The sequence below is a fragment of the Palleronia abyssalis genome (assembly GCF_900302445.1).
In the GTDB taxonomy this organism is placed as follows: Bacteria; Pseudomonadota; Alphaproteobacteria; order Rhodobacterales; family Rhodobacteraceae; genus Palleronia; species Palleronia abyssalis.
On sequence record NZ_ONZF01000005.1, the window covers coordinates 125,510 to 140,083 of the forward strand.

General features: G+C 64.0%; 15 protein-coding genes. 7 read left to right on the forward strand and 8 right to left on the reverse strand.

The window, feature by feature from the left end:
* The first annotated feature begins 66 nt into the window (after positions 1–66).
* On the forward strand, positions 67–1,206 hold the full coding sequence (locus PAA8504_RS12590) for an SPOR domain-containing protein (RefSeq protein WP_181375792.1): 1,140 nt from the start codon (positions 67–69) through the stop codon (positions 1,204–1,206).
* Here PAA8504_RS12590 and PAA8504_RS12595 read toward each other — a convergent pair.
* Together PAA8504_RS12595 and PAA8504_RS12600 are read right to left on the reverse strand one after the other, a co-directional pair.
* Positions 1,203–2,204, reverse strand: coding sequence for a hypothetical protein (locus tag PAA8504_RS12595; RefSeq protein ID WP_108894542.1), 1,002 nt, complete (start codon positions 2,202–2,204; stop codon positions 1,203–1,205). The two genes, PAA8504_RS12590 and PAA8504_RS12595, sit on opposite strands and share 4 nt — an antisense overlap.
* 92 nt (positions 2,205–2,296) lie before the next feature.
* Positions 2,297–3,916, reverse strand: coding sequence for an AMP-binding protein (locus PAA8504_RS12600; RefSeq protein WP_108894543.1), 1,620 nt, complete (start codon positions 3,914–3,916; stop codon positions 2,297–2,299).
* Positions 3,917–3,975: 59 nt separating this feature from the next.
* Between PAA8504_RS12600 and PAA8504_RS12605 the strand changes: the two genes are divergently transcribed.
* Together PAA8504_RS12605 and PAA8504_RS12610 are read left to right on the forward strand one after the other, a co-directional pair.
* Positions 3,976–4,623: a sulfotransferase family protein gene (locus tag PAA8504_RS12605; RefSeq protein ID WP_108894544.1), complete on the forward strand. Its 648-nt coding sequence runs from the start codon at positions 3,976–3,978 to the stop codon at positions 4,621–4,623.
* Between the two features lie 106 nt (positions 4,624–4,729).
* Entirely contained in the window at positions 4,730–5,341 is a 612-nt protein-coding gene (locus tag PAA8504_RS12610) for a Hint domain-containing protein (protein WP_181375793.1), read from the forward strand.
* A 71-nt stretch (positions 5,342–5,412) separates the two neighbouring features.
* Here PAA8504_RS12610 and PAA8504_RS12615 read toward each other — a convergent pair whose 3' ends face one another.
* From PAA8504_RS12615 to PAA8504_RS12635, 5 genes are read right to left on the reverse strand one after another with little or no spacing between them, the layout of a single operon-like run.
* On the reverse strand, positions 5,413–7,614 hold the full coding sequence (locus PAA8504_RS12615) for a 3-hydroxyacyl-CoA dehydrogenase NAD-binding domain-containing protein (protein WP_108894546.1): 2,202 nt from the start codon (positions 7,612–7,614) through the stop codon (positions 5,413–5,415).
* On the reverse strand, positions 7,607–8,083 hold the full coding sequence (locus tag PAA8504_RS12620) for a hypothetical protein (RefSeq protein WP_108894547.1): 477 nt from the start codon (positions 8,081–8,083) through the stop codon (positions 7,607–7,609). Before PAA8504_RS12620 ends, PAA8504_RS12615 begins: the two co-directional genes overlap by 8 nt.
* A gap of 4 nt (positions 8,084–8,087) precedes the next feature.
* Positions 8,088–9,299, reverse strand: coding sequence for an acetyl-CoA C-acetyltransferase (locus PAA8504_RS12625; RefSeq protein WP_108894548.1), 1,212 nt, complete (start codon positions 9,297–9,299; stop codon positions 8,088–8,090).
* Positions 9,300–9,309: 10 nt separating this feature from the next.
* On the reverse strand, positions 9,310–9,939 hold the full coding sequence (locus tag PAA8504_RS12630) for a glutathione S-transferase family protein (RefSeq protein ID WP_108894549.1): 630 nt from the start codon (positions 9,937–9,939) through the stop codon (positions 9,310–9,312).
* A 51-nt stretch (positions 9,940–9,990) separates the two neighbouring features.
* A complete protein-coding gene (locus PAA8504_RS12635; RefSeq protein ID WP_108894550.1) occupies positions 9,991–11,580 on the reverse strand; it encodes a sodium:solute symporter in 1,590 nt (529 codons plus the stop codon).
* A 58-nt stretch (positions 11,581–11,638) separates the two neighbouring features.
* Between PAA8504_RS12635 and PAA8504_RS12640 the strand changes: the two genes are divergently transcribed.
* Positions 11,639–12,511: a 50S ribosomal protein L11 methyltransferase gene (locus PAA8504_RS12640; protein WP_108894551.1), complete on the forward strand. Its 873-nt coding sequence runs from the start codon at positions 11,639–11,641 to the stop codon at positions 12,509–12,511.
* A gap of 100 nt (positions 12,512–12,611) precedes the next feature.
* Positions 12,612–12,965: a hypothetical protein gene (locus PAA8504_RS12645; protein WP_108894552.1), complete on the forward strand. Its 354-nt coding sequence runs from the start codon at positions 12,612–12,614 to the stop codon at positions 12,963–12,965.
* Here the strand turns inward: PAA8504_RS12645 and PAA8504_RS12650 are convergent.
* The gene (locus tag PAA8504_RS12650) at positions 12,959–13,156 is read right to left on the reverse strand and encodes a YjiS-like domain-containing protein (RefSeq protein WP_108894553.1); all 198 of its coding nucleotides are present in this window, start codon (positions 13,154–13,156) and stop codon (positions 12,959–12,961) included. The genes PAA8504_RS12645 and PAA8504_RS12650 overlap by 7 nt on opposite strands.
* A 237-nt stretch (positions 13,157–13,393) precedes the next feature.
* On the opposite strand from PAA8504_RS12650, the gene ruvC reads away from it, so the two are divergent.
* Together ruvC and ruvA are read left to right on the forward strand one after the other, a co-directional pair.
* Positions 13,394–13,891: a crossover junction endodeoxyribonuclease RuvC gene (ruvC, locus tag PAA8504_RS12655; protein ID WP_108894554.1), complete on the forward strand. Its 498-nt coding sequence runs from the start codon at positions 13,394–13,396 to the stop codon at positions 13,889–13,891.
* On the forward strand, positions 13,888–14,550 hold the full coding sequence (ruvA, locus tag PAA8504_RS12660) for a Holliday junction branch migration protein RuvA (protein WP_108894555.1): 663 nt from the start codon (positions 13,888–13,890) through the stop codon (positions 14,548–14,550). Before ruvC ends, ruvA begins: the two co-directional genes overlap by 4 nt.
* Positions 14,551–14,574: the final 24 nt, after the last annotated feature.

The window sequence follows — 14,574 nt, forward strand, 5'->3', positions numbered from 1 at the left end:
GCCGGCCCTTGCCGACACCCCCGGACTGCGCCACTTTGTTGCCACAATCACGTCTGGGAGGACATGATGCTGAAACCTGCCGCGCTGGGTCTGGCCCTGCTTCTTTCGTCTTTCACGCCAGCCACGGCGCAAGTCGCCCGTGTCGATCTGGCGGATGCACCGCCGCCCGCGGAATTCCCGCCGAACTCGTTTTCGGGCCGCCAGTATGTCGATAGCCGCGGATGCGTCTATGTGCGGGGCGGTGAGGGGGCGACCTCGATCTGGGTGCCGCGTGTCACATCCGGCCGCAAGGTTTTGTGCGGGTTCAAGCCCACCCTGACCGCGACGGCCAACACACAAGCTCCGGTCGTGCCGGACAGGGCACCGGCCGTGCGGACAGCGGGCTTGGCGCCCGCGCAAACTCGCCCCGCCGCGCCGGTTGCGGTTGCCCCGACCGCCGCGGCCCCGCGAACAGCGCCACAGGCCGGACGGTATGTGCCGCCGCGGGTGACCTATAGTTACAGCCCGTCGCCATACACAGGCCGGACGCCGCGACCAGTTGCACAGGTCCCCCGCACCTGGCCCGTCGCGCCGTCGATCCCGCCGCGAACCGTTCCGGCGGGTGAAGCGGGCGGCCGGATCCTGGCGGGCGACTTGCCGCCTGGATCGGTCATCGGCATTCCGCCCTCTGATCAGCCGCAGATCCCGCCCGGATACCGCCGCGCATGGGAGGACGGTCGCCTGAACCCGTATGCGGGCAAGCAGACCCTGACCGGCGCCTTGCAGCAGGCCCTAGTCTGGACGCAGACCGTTCCCCGGCGCCTGAAGACCGCCGACGGGCGGGACGTGACCAGCCAGTACAATTACCTGGTCTACCCGTTCACGGACTATGACAAACAGCGCGCCGCGCTGGGGTCCGGGCGGTATGTCACCGTGCAGACGACGGCGGGCTCCGCCGTCGTTCCGGCCCCACAGGCGCAGCGGTCCGTCTCGATCTCGACGAAGTCGACCCCGACGGGCGGACGCTACGTTCAGGTCGCCAGCTTCGGGGATGCCGGCAACGCCCAGAGAACGGCCCAAAGGTTGTCGGCCGCCGGATTGCCCGCCGCAATCAGCCGCCAAGGTGGGCTTCAGGTTGTGCTGGCCGGACCGTTCCCACGGGATCGGCTTGCCGGGGCCTTGGGCCGGGTGCGAGGTGCGGGTTTCGCGGACGCGTTCGTCCGTTAGGAGGGGCTGCAGATCGACTGCAGGGCCACCCATTGGCCATCGGACAGTATGGCCCGTTCCGTTGTGCGGGGTGCGGGCAGCGCGGTATCGCCGGCCACGCCGCGGGCCGACGTATAGGCTTCGGCGCCGAGCGCGGCTTCGGCGAACCGTTCGATCACCCGCGGCGCGGGAACGCGAGGTGGCGGATTGGCAACGAGGCGATCCGCATAGGCGCGCAGATCCTCGTCCGAGACTTCGCCTGTTGTCATCAGGCGGATTGCCGACCACGGCCCCGACGCCTGTAAAAGGCGTGCGATGGGGTCCAGCATCTCGGCCCTCTCCAGCGCGACCAGAACCTGGGCCGCGGCGGGCCCGGGGCCGTCGTGATCCTCGATCGCCGAATATCCCAGGACAACAATCCCGCCGGGCAGCGCCAGGGCGGTATCGATATCCTCGCGTACAACAACGATCTGCCCCCGGGCGGACCCGATCAGTCGCCTGTTCAGCGCATCCAGGGCCTGACCCGCGTTCGGATTGCGGCAGGGCGGGCCTGTCAGCCTTGCGACTTGGTCCAGAAGACGCGCCCCGGTGTCGGCGCGAACTGCGGGCGGCGCGACGGTCGTCGCCTGCCGGATCAGCGCGCCGGGCAACCAGAACACCCCCAGAAGTCCCAACCCCACAAGCGCCGCAACCATCACGGCGTTGCGCACAAAGCCGCGCCGGGGACGGGTTCGCCGCACGGCCCGGTGGACCTTGCCGATGGCGTCGATCATCAGGTCGTCGTCGATTTCCAACGTCTCGCCGGCCTCGGCACCGGGCGAGAACAGGGCCGGGCGTTCACCTGGGTTCAGACGTTCGATGGCGGGAAGGGACCAGTGGGCCAGCGCACGCTCGTCCGGGGTATAGATCGCAAGGGTCGCATCACCCAACGTGACCAGTACGTCGCGCCTTTGCGCGTCCCGCTCCGGGCGCCAGAGGCCCATGGCCTCCAGCCTCTCGAACTCGGTCAGTGCCGTCATCTATTGCCCGTCGCGTGCGCTTTGGCCCGCCCTGCCTTATTCATGTGACCGGACTTTACGCCGCGACGGGGCCTTGAACAACGGGGAACGGATCACGCGAACCGCCTGCGAAGTTCGAATTTCTGGATTTTCCCGGTCGACGTCTTGGGCAACTCCTCGAAGAACACGTGTTTGGGGGTCTTGAAGCCCGCCAGACGGTCGCGGGCATAGGCGATCAGTTCGGCCTCGTCCGCGGTCTGTCCGTCGCGCAATTCGACGAAGGCGCACGGCACCTCGCCCCATTTCTCGTCCGGTTTGGCGACCACGGCACACAGCGAGACGGCCGGATGTCCCGAAAGGCAATTCTCGACCTCGATGGACGAGACGTTTTCCCCGCCCGAGATGATGATGTCCTTCGCCCGGTCGGTAATCTTCACGTACCCGTCGGGATACTGGACCGCGATGTCGCCCGACATGAACCAGCCGTTCCGGAACGAGGCACGCGTGGCCTCGGGGTTCTTGTAGTACCCTTTGGCGACCCCGTTTCCACGAATGGCGATCTCCCCCGGGGTCTCGCCATCCCACGGGACCGGCGTGCCGGTCTCGTCCAGTACCAGAACCGCTTCATTCATCGGCATCGGGACGCCCTGGCGCGACTTGCGCTCGGCCCGCCCGTCCGTGTCCAACGGGGTCCAATCCGGGTTCCACGTGCATTCGGTCGCCGGTCCGTAGGTTTCGGTCAGGCCGTAGACATGGGTCACGGTGAAGCCCAACTCCTCGATCCGGCGCAGAGTCGAGGGCGGGGGCGGAGCAGCGGCCGTGAAGACCTCGACCGGGTGATCGAATTCGCGACGGTCGGCGGGCTTGGCGTCGATCAGAGCGTTGAGGATGATGGGCGCTCCGCCGAAATGGGTGACCTTCTCATCCGCGACGGCATCGAAGATCGCCTTCGCGGTGATGTCGCGGCAGCAAACGGTGCAGCCGCCCATCGCCGGCATCATCCAGGTGTGGGTCCACCCGTTGCAGTGAAACAGCGGAACGATGGTCAGATGGCGCGGATACATGACCATCCGCCACGACAGGGGGGTCGCGAGGGTGCACAGATAGGCGCCCCGATGGTGATAGACGACGCCCTTGGGGCGACCGGTCGTGCCGCTGGTGTAGTTCAGGGCAAGGCTTTCCCATTCGTCCTTGGGCATGATCCATGGGAACTGGGGATCGCCGGCTTCCAGCAGGCCCTCCCATGTGCGGTGCCGTCCGGTTGGGGTATGACCGGCATTGGGGTCTGCGACCTCGATCACGACCGGCGGGGGGCCATCTAATTGCGCGATGGCCTCTTCGACAAGGCCAAGGGAGGCCTGATCCACGATGACGACTTTCGCCGCGCCGTGATCCAGGATGTAGGTGACTGTATCCGCCTCCAGCCGGGTATTCACGGTGTTCAGCACGGCGCCGCAGGCCGGCACCCCGAAGGACGCGATCGCCTGGGCGGCGATATTGGGCAGAACGGTCGCCACGACTTGGCCGGGCGTGACTCCCAACGCTGCGAGCGCACCGGCCAAGCGACTGCAATCGGCATGGTACTCCGCGTATGTCCAGCGCCGGGGACCGTCGACCAGCGCTTCGCGGTCGCGAAACACGGTGCGGGCGCGGACAAGATGGGACAACGGCGTTAGCGGCACGAAATTCGCGGCCGTCTTGTCGAGCCCGGTTTCATCGTCCATCCAGCCCATCGTACCCTCCCTGCGCGGCGAACAGGCCTAGGGTATCGCAAGCGGACAGCGAGGGCACCATGATCATCTCTCCCGGTCGGGGGTATATTTTCGTCCACATTCCGAAGACGGGGGGCACGTCACTGGCGCTGGCGCTGGAAGACCGCGCGATGAAGGACGACATCCTGATCGGGGACACGCCGAAAGCAAGGCGACGGCGCGGTCGAATGGCGGCGCTGACGCCCCGGGGGCGGTTGTGGAAACACGCGCGGCTGGCGGATATCGACGGGATCCTTGCCCCGGATCAGATTGATCGGATGACCGTCGTCACGATCGCCCGCAATCCCTGGGATCGGATGGTCAGCTATTACCACTGGCTTCGCGCGCAGCGGTTCAACCACCCGGCCGTGGCGCGGGCCGGTCGTATGTCGTTCGCGGAATTCCTGCGCGATCCGGCCACCCGGGCCGAGATGTCGCGGGACCAGCTGCATGATTATCTGAGAATGGCAGACGGCCGGAGTGCACCGGCATTGGTGCTACGGTTCGACCGTTTGGCCGACGACATCGCGTTGCTGGAGGACAGGATCGGTACACGCCTGACCCTGGGCCATGCGAACCCGTCGGCCCGGCCGCAGGGCTATGCGAAGCTGTACGATGACGAAACGGCTGGGATCGTCGCCGCCGCCTATCGGGATGACATCAAGAGGATGGCCTTTACTTTTTCCTAACACTTTTCTGAGTTTGCCGCTTGTCCGCCCAACTTCTGCCGCGTCTTCGGGGGCTATTAACCTTCGTCGCAATCATGCGCGAAAGCCGCAAACGGGGTGCAGAACCATGTTCGCCATCGCAACCAGGGCCGACCGGACGGACGGCCCGACCTTGGATATTCATGCATCCGGCCTCGTTTCGGGGACGCGGGTCGCAACGACTGTCGGTTGGCGCCCGGTCGAAACGATCCTGCCGGGGGACGGGGTTCTGACATTCGATGAAGGGATGCAAACGGTCATTCGTGCGCACCGGTCGGTCCTCTGGGACGATCCTTTGTCCTGTCCGCCGACGCTGTGGCCCCTGCGCGTTCCCGTGGGTGCGCTGGGCAACCAATCCCAGATGCTGTTGCTGCCCGAACAGCCCGTCCTTCTGGAATCGGACACGGCCGAAGAGATCTTCGGCGACCCGTTTACCGTCATGCCGGCCCTGGCATTGGACGGATTCCGCGGTATCTGCCGGGAAAAGCCGGTTACGCGGGTCGAAGTCATTTCCCTGTGCTTCAAGGTGGATCAGGTCATCTTTGCGAATATCGGGGCGATGTTTTACTGCCCGCGGGTGCTGAGTGGGGAAGCGCGCGCCGATTTCCTGGAAGAGGCACGGTATACGTCCCTGACCATTGCCCAGGGCGAGACCTTGGCTTCGATCATCGAGATGGACGAGGCGCGGGCCATCGCCTGAGGACATACCTTCCGCTCAGCAAAAAGCCGGGGTCTGCAGACCCCGGCTTCTCCGTGTCGGTTCCGAATGGCTCAGGCTGCGGCTGCGGCGCCGTCACCATACTCGGCATAGAACGTCCCGCCCGACTCGGCCATCTTCCGAAGCAGGTTCGGTGTGGCGAAGCGTTCGCCTTCCTCGGCCGTCAGGGCCTCGCAAATCTCGACAGCGCGAGCCGCCCCGAGGATGTCGAGCCACGAGAACGGCCCGCCGGACCATGGGGCAAAGCCCCACCCCAGAATGGCGCCCACATCGCCTTCGCGAATATCCTCGAGCACACCTTCCTCGAACGCGCGCACGGCTTCCAGAACCTGCGCCATCATCAGGCGATGCTGAACGCGGGACAGGTCCGGCTGTTCGTTGGCAACGGGATACCGGCCTTCCAGCCCGTCCCAGAGACCCAATCGCTTGCCGCTGTCGTCGTAGGCATAGAAGCCAGCCTTCGTCTTGCGCCCCAGTCGACCTTCGTTCGCCAGCCAGAACAGGACGTCATCCACCTCGTCGTTCGGGTATTCGTCGCCCATGGCCGCCTTGGTGGCCTTGGCGATCTTGACGCCCAGGTCGATCGAGGTCTCGTCAGTCAGCTGCAATGGCCCAAGCGGGAAGCCCAGCAGCTTGGCGGCGTTTTCGATCAGGGCAGGTTCGACCCCCTCCTTCACCATGCGGACCCCTTCGTTGATGTAGGGGATGATGCAGCGGTTGGCGTAGAAGAAGCGGGCGTCGTTCACCACAATGGGCGTTTTGCGGATCTGGCGCACGAAATCCAGCGCCTTGGCCACGGCCCGGTCGCCCGTCTTTTCGCCCTTGATGATCTCGACCAGCATCATCTTGTCGACGGGGCTGAAGAAGTGGATGCCGATGAACTGATCGGGGCGTTCGCTGGCCTCTGCCAGTTGCGTGATCGGCAGGGTAGAGGTGTTGGTGGCGAAGATGCAGTCCTTGCCGACCACGGCTTCGACCTTCTTCGTCACCTCGGCCTTGATGCCGGTATCCTCGAACACCGCTTCGACGATCAGGTCGCAATCTGACAGCGCCTCGTATTCCGTGGTCGCGTTGATGCGGCCCAGGACCTCGTCTTTCTTATCCTGCGTGACCTTCTTGCGGCTGATGCCCTTGTCGAGCAGCCCCTCGGAATAGGCCTTGCCCTTGTCGGCATTGGCCTGCTCCTGATCGATCAGCACGACCTCGATCCCCGACAGGGCCGAGACATATGCGATCCCGGCGCCCATCATTCCCGCGCCCATGATGCCGACCTTCTTGACTGTCTGGTCAGGCGCTTCGGGGCGGTTCGCGCCCTTTTCCAGCGCCTGCTTGTTGAGGAAAAGCGAACGGATCATCGCAGTCGAGGACGGGTTCATCAGCACGTTGACGAACCACCGCGCCTCGATCTTCAGGGCCGTGTCGAACGGGACAAGCGCGCCTTCGTAGACCGCCGACAGAAGCGCTTTCGCAGCCGGGTACACGCCCTTGGTCTGGCCGTTCACCATAGCCGAAGCGCCGACGAAGGTCATGAAGCCCGAAGGATGGTAAGGTTCACCCCCCGGCATCTTCCAGCCCTTCTGGTCCCACGGCTTGACGATATCGGCATCCGTGGCTTCCAGCACCCAGGCCTTCGCACGGTCGAGCAATTCGTCCGCCGGGACGACCTCGTCAACAAGCGACGCGCCCTTCGCCTTCTTCGGGTCCAGCATCTTGCCTTCCAGAAGCACCGGAGAGGCGGCCATCGCGCCAACCATACGCGAATAGCGCGTCGTGCCGCCGCCGCCGGGGAAGATGCCGACCATAATTTCGGGCAGGCCGATCTTGGCCTTGGGATTATCGGCCATGAAACGGCGATGGCAGGCCAGCGCGATTTCGGTCCCGATGCCCGCGCAGGTGCCGGGGATGGCGACGGCGACGGGTTTGCCGCCCTTGTTCTTGTCGTCCATGCCGGCCCGTTCCAGCTTGCGCAGGATCCGGTGGCCTTCCATCGTGAAATCGAACAGGCCCTGCGCGGGGGTGTCCCCGGCTTCCTCGCGGATCGTCGCCAGGGCGTTCAGATCCATGCCGCCGGCAAAGTCCTTCTTGCCGGACGTGATGACGATGCCCTTCACCGCGTCGTCGGCCAGTACATCGTCGATCATCGCGTCGACATCGCCGAAGGCCTCCCGGGTCATCACGTTCATCGAACGCCCTTCGGCATCCCACGTGATGACGGCGAGGCCATCCGCGCCCTTCTCAAGTCTGAAATCAGCCATTCTTCTCTCCCTCCGGGCCCTTGCCGCCCGTCCAATCCAGTTCCTCGCCGCGCTCGTCCACCTTGGGAAAGAGGAACGGCCAGCGATCGTTGTACATTCCGGTTCCCACGCTGATCGCCTTCCAGCCATCACGCGACAGGTTTAGTGTTGCCGTGCTCATGTAGGGGGGGCAGACGTTGGTCGCGCCGCGCAGGATGCGGGTCTCGTACTGCCCCGCGATCAGCCCTTCGCCCAACTCGGACACCTGGCGGACGGTCGACACCATATGTGTCGCGGACTGCTGTTGCAGCATCCTGCGCCAGGCATCAAAACCGCTTCGCAACTTCTCGACGCTGTCGATGATGATGACGGATGTCCGCGTCGTCACCGCGAACGGGATTTCGACAAGACCAAGGTTGGTCGTGAAATCAGCTTCGAAGAACGAAGCGTTCCGTGCATCCAGCCAGGCCTGAAAATCGAGTTGGGGCATGGGGTCACACGCGTTCAATGATCGTTGCGGCCCCCATTCCGCTGGCCACGCACAGGGTCGCCAGGCCGACTTCCTTGTCCGACCTCTCCAGTTCGTCGAGGAGTATGCCGAGGATGATCGCCCCGGTCGCCCCCAGCGGGTGACCCATCGCGATCGCGCCGCCGTTGGGGTTCAGCTTTGCATGATCGATGTCGAAAGCCTGCATGAAGCGCAAGACCACGGCCGAGAATGCCTCGTTCACCTCGAACAGGTCGATATCCGAGATCGACATGCCCGATTCCTTCAGAATCTTCTCGGTCACCGGTACGGGGCCAGTCAGCATGATGGTCGGGTCGGTGCCGATCTTGGCATTGGCACGGATGCGGGCACGAGGCTTCAGCCCGCGTGCCTTCCCGAACTCTTCCGAGCCGATGAGGACGCCCGCAGCCCCGTCCACGATCCCCGAGGAATTGCCGGCGTGGTGGATATGGTTGATCGCTTCCAAATGCGGATACTTCATCAACGCGATGCGGTCGAAACCGGGCATGGTCTCGCCCATGTCCTTGAAGGACGCTTTCAGGCTGCCAAGGCTTTGCATGTCGGTGCCGGGGCGCATGTATTCGTCACGATCCAGGATCGAAAGCCCGTTGCGATCCTTGACGTCGATCACCGATTTGTCGAAGCGCCCTTCCTGCCAAGCGGCGGCGGCGCGCTTTTGGCTTTCCACGGCGAAGGCGTCGGCATCGTCGCGGCTGAAGCCGTATTCGGTTGCGATGATATCCGCAGCGATGCCCTGCGGAACGAAGTAACTGTTCATCGCGATCGACGGATCGACGGCGATGGCCGCCCCGTCCGAGCCCATGGCGACGCGGCCCATCATCTCGACCCCGCCGGCGATATAGCCGTCGCCCGCGCCACCACGGATTTGATTGGCGGCGAGGTTCACCGCCTCCAGACCCGAGGCGCAGAAGCGGTTGATCGACAGGCCCGGGATGCGTTCGTCAAGATCGCTGGCCAGCACGGCCGTCCGCGCAAGGCAGCCGCCCTGTTCCTTGACCTGCGTGGCGTTGCCCCAGATGACATCCTCGACCGCGTGGCCTTCGAGGCCGTTGCGTTCCTTCAAGGCGTTCAGCGTCACCGCCGACAGGCGCGCGCTGGTGACCTCATGCAGGCTGCCGTCCTTGCGACCCTTGCCACGGGGCGTACGCACGGCGTCGTAGATATAGGCCTCGGTCATCGTGTCCTCCTCATCGTGCCCCGCGGGGCATCAGGTCGTAGGGGTGCTTCCATCCCGGAATCCCCTCGATATTCGTCAGCCAACGGTCGATCGCGGGCCAATCTGTCCGGTCGAAGCCAAAAGGCTCTGGGTAAAAGAGATAGGAGCAGCACGACAGATCCGCGATAGTGACGTCCCGTCCGACGATCCAGTCACGCCCCGTCAGATGGGTGTCGAGGACGGCATAGGTCGCCCGCAGCCGGCCTTGCATGAACTGGATGACCTCGGCGGGCCGTTTATCCTCGGGCAGGAAGTTCATCAGGAAGCGGGCCACACCCGCCTGGCTGGACATCTTGTGGTTGTCCCAGAATTGCCAGCGCAGGACCTCGCGCCGGTCTTCCGACGTGGCGCCGTCAAGCTTCCCGTTTTTTTCGACCACGTAATACTGGATGACGCCCGATTGCGTCAGCCGCACGTCGCCGTCGATCATGACCGGCGCTTCGCCCATGGCATTCAGGTCTGCCTTGTAGGAATCCGTCCTGGTTTCCCCGTTGAAGAAATCGACGAAGACCGGTTCCCAGTCGAGCTCTGTCAGTTGCAGGGCGAGGGCGGCCTTGTAGGCGTTACCGCTCTCGCCGAAGCAGTGCAGTTTGATGGTCATACGCGTTCCTTTCGGATGTTTGCGCGGACCTTAGGGCAAGTCTAACGGCCGTCACCAGAAAAGGATCAGGATCGCCCCCATCGCCGCGATCAGTGCGCCGATGGAGAACAGGACCGTTGTGAACGACCAGTTCCCGTCAGTCACGGCTTCGTCCGGGCGCCAGACAGTCTGATCCAGAACGTCCTTCTCCGGGGCCTCGGTGAACAGGCTGACAGCCACGAGGATGACCATGGAAACGCCGACCATCAGGCCGATATTCGTCGTGAAGTGCAGCGGCCATATGCCGACCTGGGTCAGGACGAAGGTCGCCAAGGCTATCGCGTGCCCGGCAATCAACGCGGTGAACGCGCCGGTCGCCGTTGTCCGACGCCACAGGGCGCCCAGCATGAACACGGCCACCACCGGGGGCACGAGAATCGAGAACGCCTGCTGCAGATAGGCCCAAAGCCCCCCCGCCTGCGCGATAAGCGGCGCCCAGATGATCGCGATCAGCATCAGGATCAGAGTGGTCATCCGCCCGTATTTCCGCTCGGTCTTGCTGTCGAGATCGCGAACCTCGTTCCGGACGAAATCGTGCACCACAAGCGTCGAGGCTGAATTCAGCGTCGAATCCACGCTCGACATGATGGCCGCCACCAGTCCGGCCAGCACCAGTCCCCGCAATCCGATGGGCAGTACCTCTGCCACCAGCGTCGGAAACACCTGGTCGGGGTTCGACAGCTCGGGCAAGACGGACACCGCCATGGCGCCGGGCAGCACCATGATGAACATTGGCAGGATCTTCAGGAAACCGCCCAGGATCGCACCGCTTTGGGCGTCCCTCAGCGATGCGGCGCCGAGCACGCGCTGCACGATGTACTGGTTCGTCACCCAATACCAGAAGCCCAGGATCGGAACCCCTAGGATCAGGCCTGGCCAAGGCAGGATCTCGTTTGACCTGGGCTGGACGATGGACAGCTGCCCCTCGCTGACATTGTCGGTGACGTTCGACCAAGACCAGTCGTTCATGGAAAACAGGATCATGGTCATCGTCGCGGTCCCGACGATCAGCACGATCGCCTGCATCACGTCGGTAAACACCACCGCCTTGAGGCCACCACCCGCCGTATAAAGGCCGGCGAAGATCCCGATCGCCACGCAGATCTGCCATATGGGGATGTCGGGCAGGAAGGCCCGGGTCACCACCGCGCCCGCATAAAGGCCGCCGGCGGTGTCCACGACGATAGTTAGAACGATTGTCACGGCCGAGAAATATAGCCGCGACTTTCTGTCGTAGCGCAGTTCGAGATACTCGGGGATCGTGGTGATCCGGCTTTTCAGGAAGATCGGTGCGAAGATCAGCGCCATAAGGATCAGCGGTACACCCGCCATCCACTCGTAGGCGGACACCGCAATACCGGCGTCGTAGGCCGCGCCCGTCAATCCGATCAGCGTAGTAGACGAAATATTAGAGGCGAAGAGCGAAAAGCCGATGATGCCCCAGGTCAGGCCGCGCCCGGCCAGGAACAGGTCCTCGCCCGACTCGGTCCTGCGTGAGACCCAGACGCCGATGGCAATGACCACGGCAAAATAAAGGGCGATCACGCCCCAATCCCATGCCGCAATCGCCCCGGACAGGTCTTGCGAGCTTTCCTGATCCATGAATAACCCCTCCGATATTCCCTCGCCCTCAATCCCTCCCCGAAAAGGTTGTTCCCCGATGCCGACTTTCACCGCCCTTACCCTGGTGCCCGAAGAAGGGGCCGCCCGCGGCCTGGGCGACGCGATGGAACGCCTCGACCCCGAGCCTACCGGCGTCGGAGTGTTCGAGATGGAGGACGGATCGGGGCTCTGGGAAGTCGGCGGATATTTCGTCGAAACCCCCGATGTCGCTGGGCTGGCGCTTCTGGCCAAAACCTTTGGCGCGCGGGACTTCGTCATCAGCGAATTGCCCGAGATCGATTGGGTCGCGAAGGTCCGTCGCGAACTGTCGCCAGTCGAGGCCGGACGCTTCTTCCTTTACGGCAGCCATGACGCGGACAAGGTTCCCGCAGACAGCGTGCCCTTGCTGGTCGATGCTGCCATGGCCTTCGGAACGGGCCATCACGGGACGACGAAGGGATGCCTCGTGGCGTTCGACCGCCTTTTGACACAGGGTCTTCGCCCCGAGCGAGTCATCGACGTAGGCTGCGGAACCGCGGTTCTGGCGATGGCGGCGGCGCGCACGCTTCCGGTGACGCCGATCGCGTCTGATATCGACGCGGTGGCCGTCGAAGTGGCCGAGGCGAATGTGGCCATGAACGGGCTGGCCGGGTCGATCGTTTGCCTTGAGGCAACCGGCTTCGATCACCCGCGGATCGCGGCGGCCGGGCCCTTCGATCTGGTGTTCGCGAATATTCTGAAGGGGCCGTTGGTCGCGCTGGCCCCCGATATGGCCCGTCACACTACCTTGGGCGGGCGGGTGATTCTATCCGGATTGCTGAATGCGCAGGCCGAGGAGGTCATCCAGGAGTATTCTCAATTTGGCCTCAATCTTCTTGAAAAAGACCAGATTGGTGACTGGACGACCCTGACTTTGACACGGGAATCCTAGAAACACCCCATTTTCGACGCCTTTTCATTATCTGCCCCAATCGCGCCACAATTGGCTCGGATCTTGCCCCCATTCGAACGCAATCTCGATGGAGGGTCCGATGCACCACAAGAGCGTGTCCTACGCCGGATTCGCGCAGAATCCGGCGTTTCAAGCCAAGGTGGCCGGGGTCGTTGGCCGTGATGCCACGAAGCGCAGGGCGACCGGACGGAGGTCGTCCCTTTCCGTATGGGGGCTTCCCAGGATCGTTGTCGCCCTATGGGCGCTGAAGATCGTGCTGGTTATCCAGATGGGTGGTACCGGTTATACCGAGGTCATTCGTCCCCTGCAGGAAGGCAATGCCGTGGCACGCGCGGTGGGCACGATCCTCGAGCCTGATGTCATCACACTCGAGGCCGCGCGATATGCGCTGATCGGCAAGGATCTTCTGCGCGATATCTCGTACGTCTACTGAAGCCGTTCCAGATCGGCCCGGGTCAGCCCAAGATCGGCCAGTTGCCAGTCCGACATGCGAAGCAGGGTCTTCGGGCAGCGGGACCTTTTGGGGAACCGGTCGGCGACATTGAACAGGAAAGTTGAAATGCGGCTGGCGACAACCGTGCTGAGCGGTATGGCCGAGGAGCGGTGCAGGTCGTAGACGGTCATTGGAAACTCCGGCGTTGATACGTCGCGCCTGTGCCGCACGATGCCTCCCAAGGCAAGTGGAAGTTGCTGAAATATATAGGCTTTTTTAGATCTCGCAATGTCGCGATTCTGCCAGCGTGCGTCGCTTTTTTAATGCGCTGTCGCAAATGGATTTTGAACCGGTCGCAATTGGACCACTTGGCGGATGTTCGCGCTTCGTGCTAGGTTGTTTTCAAAACAACAACTAGGGCAGGCAGGATGCGCGTTCTTGGGATTGATCCCGGTCTTCGATGTCTCGGATGGGGCGTGATCGAGACCGAAGGCAGCCGGATTAGGCATGTCGCCAATGGCCTTTGCCGATCGGACGGTGGCGACGCCCTCGCGATTCGATTGATGGCGCTGCATCGACAGGTTGCCCAGGTCATTGCGGATCACGCCCCGGACGTGGCTGCGATCGAACAGACCTTTGTCAACTCGGATGGGGCGGGATCCCTGAAACTGGGTCAGGCCCGCGGGGTGGCCCTTCTGGCGCTGGCCCAGGCCGGACTTGAGATCGGGGAATATGCGCCGAACAAGGTCAAGAAGACCGTCGTCGGCGTCGGCCACGCAGCCAAGCCGCAGATCGATCACATGGTGCGGATGCAGCTTCCGGGCGCGGTCCCGGAAGGCCCGGACGCCGCGGACGCGTTGGCGATCGCGCTGTGCCACGCGGCCCATCTCGCCACGATGCGGGCCTGGGCGCAGGTGCGCGCATGATCGGGCGGCTGTCGGGACGGATCGGGTATATCGGCGACGATCATGTCCTGATCGACGTGGGCGGCGTGGGGTATGTGGTGTTCGTCTCGGACCGCACGCGCACCGCGCTGGCCGGGCCGGGGGAGGCAATCTCGCTCTATACCGATCTGCTGGTGCGCGAGGATATCCTGCAGCTTTTCGGGTTCCAGACGCTTCTGGAAAAGGAATGGCATCGTCTTTTGATGACGGTGCAGGGCATCGGCGCCCGTGCCTCGCTTGGCATCCTGGGGGCGCTGGGCCCAGAGGGTGTAGGCCGGGCGATTGCGCTTGGCGACGTCTCGGCGGTTCGGGCGGCACCGGGCGTCGGGCCGAAGATTGCGCAACGTGTCGTCAACGAATTGAAGGACAAAGCGCCGGCGATCATGGCGCTTGGCGCCCGGGAGGAGCCGCCGGTGACGACCGCGCGGCCCGCTGCGACCGTAGAGGTGCAGGCGCCCGAAGCCCCCGTTGTCGCGCCCACGCAATCGGCGCAGGCCGAGGCGATGTCGGCGCTTGGCAATCTGGGCTACGCCCCGGCGGAAGCGGCGCGGGCCGTCGCGCAGGCCGCCCGGGATACGCCCGACGCGGACACGACGACACTGATCCGGGCCGCGCTGCGCAGTCTGGCGCCCGGGGGGTAGGCCGATGTCGTTCCAAACACAAGT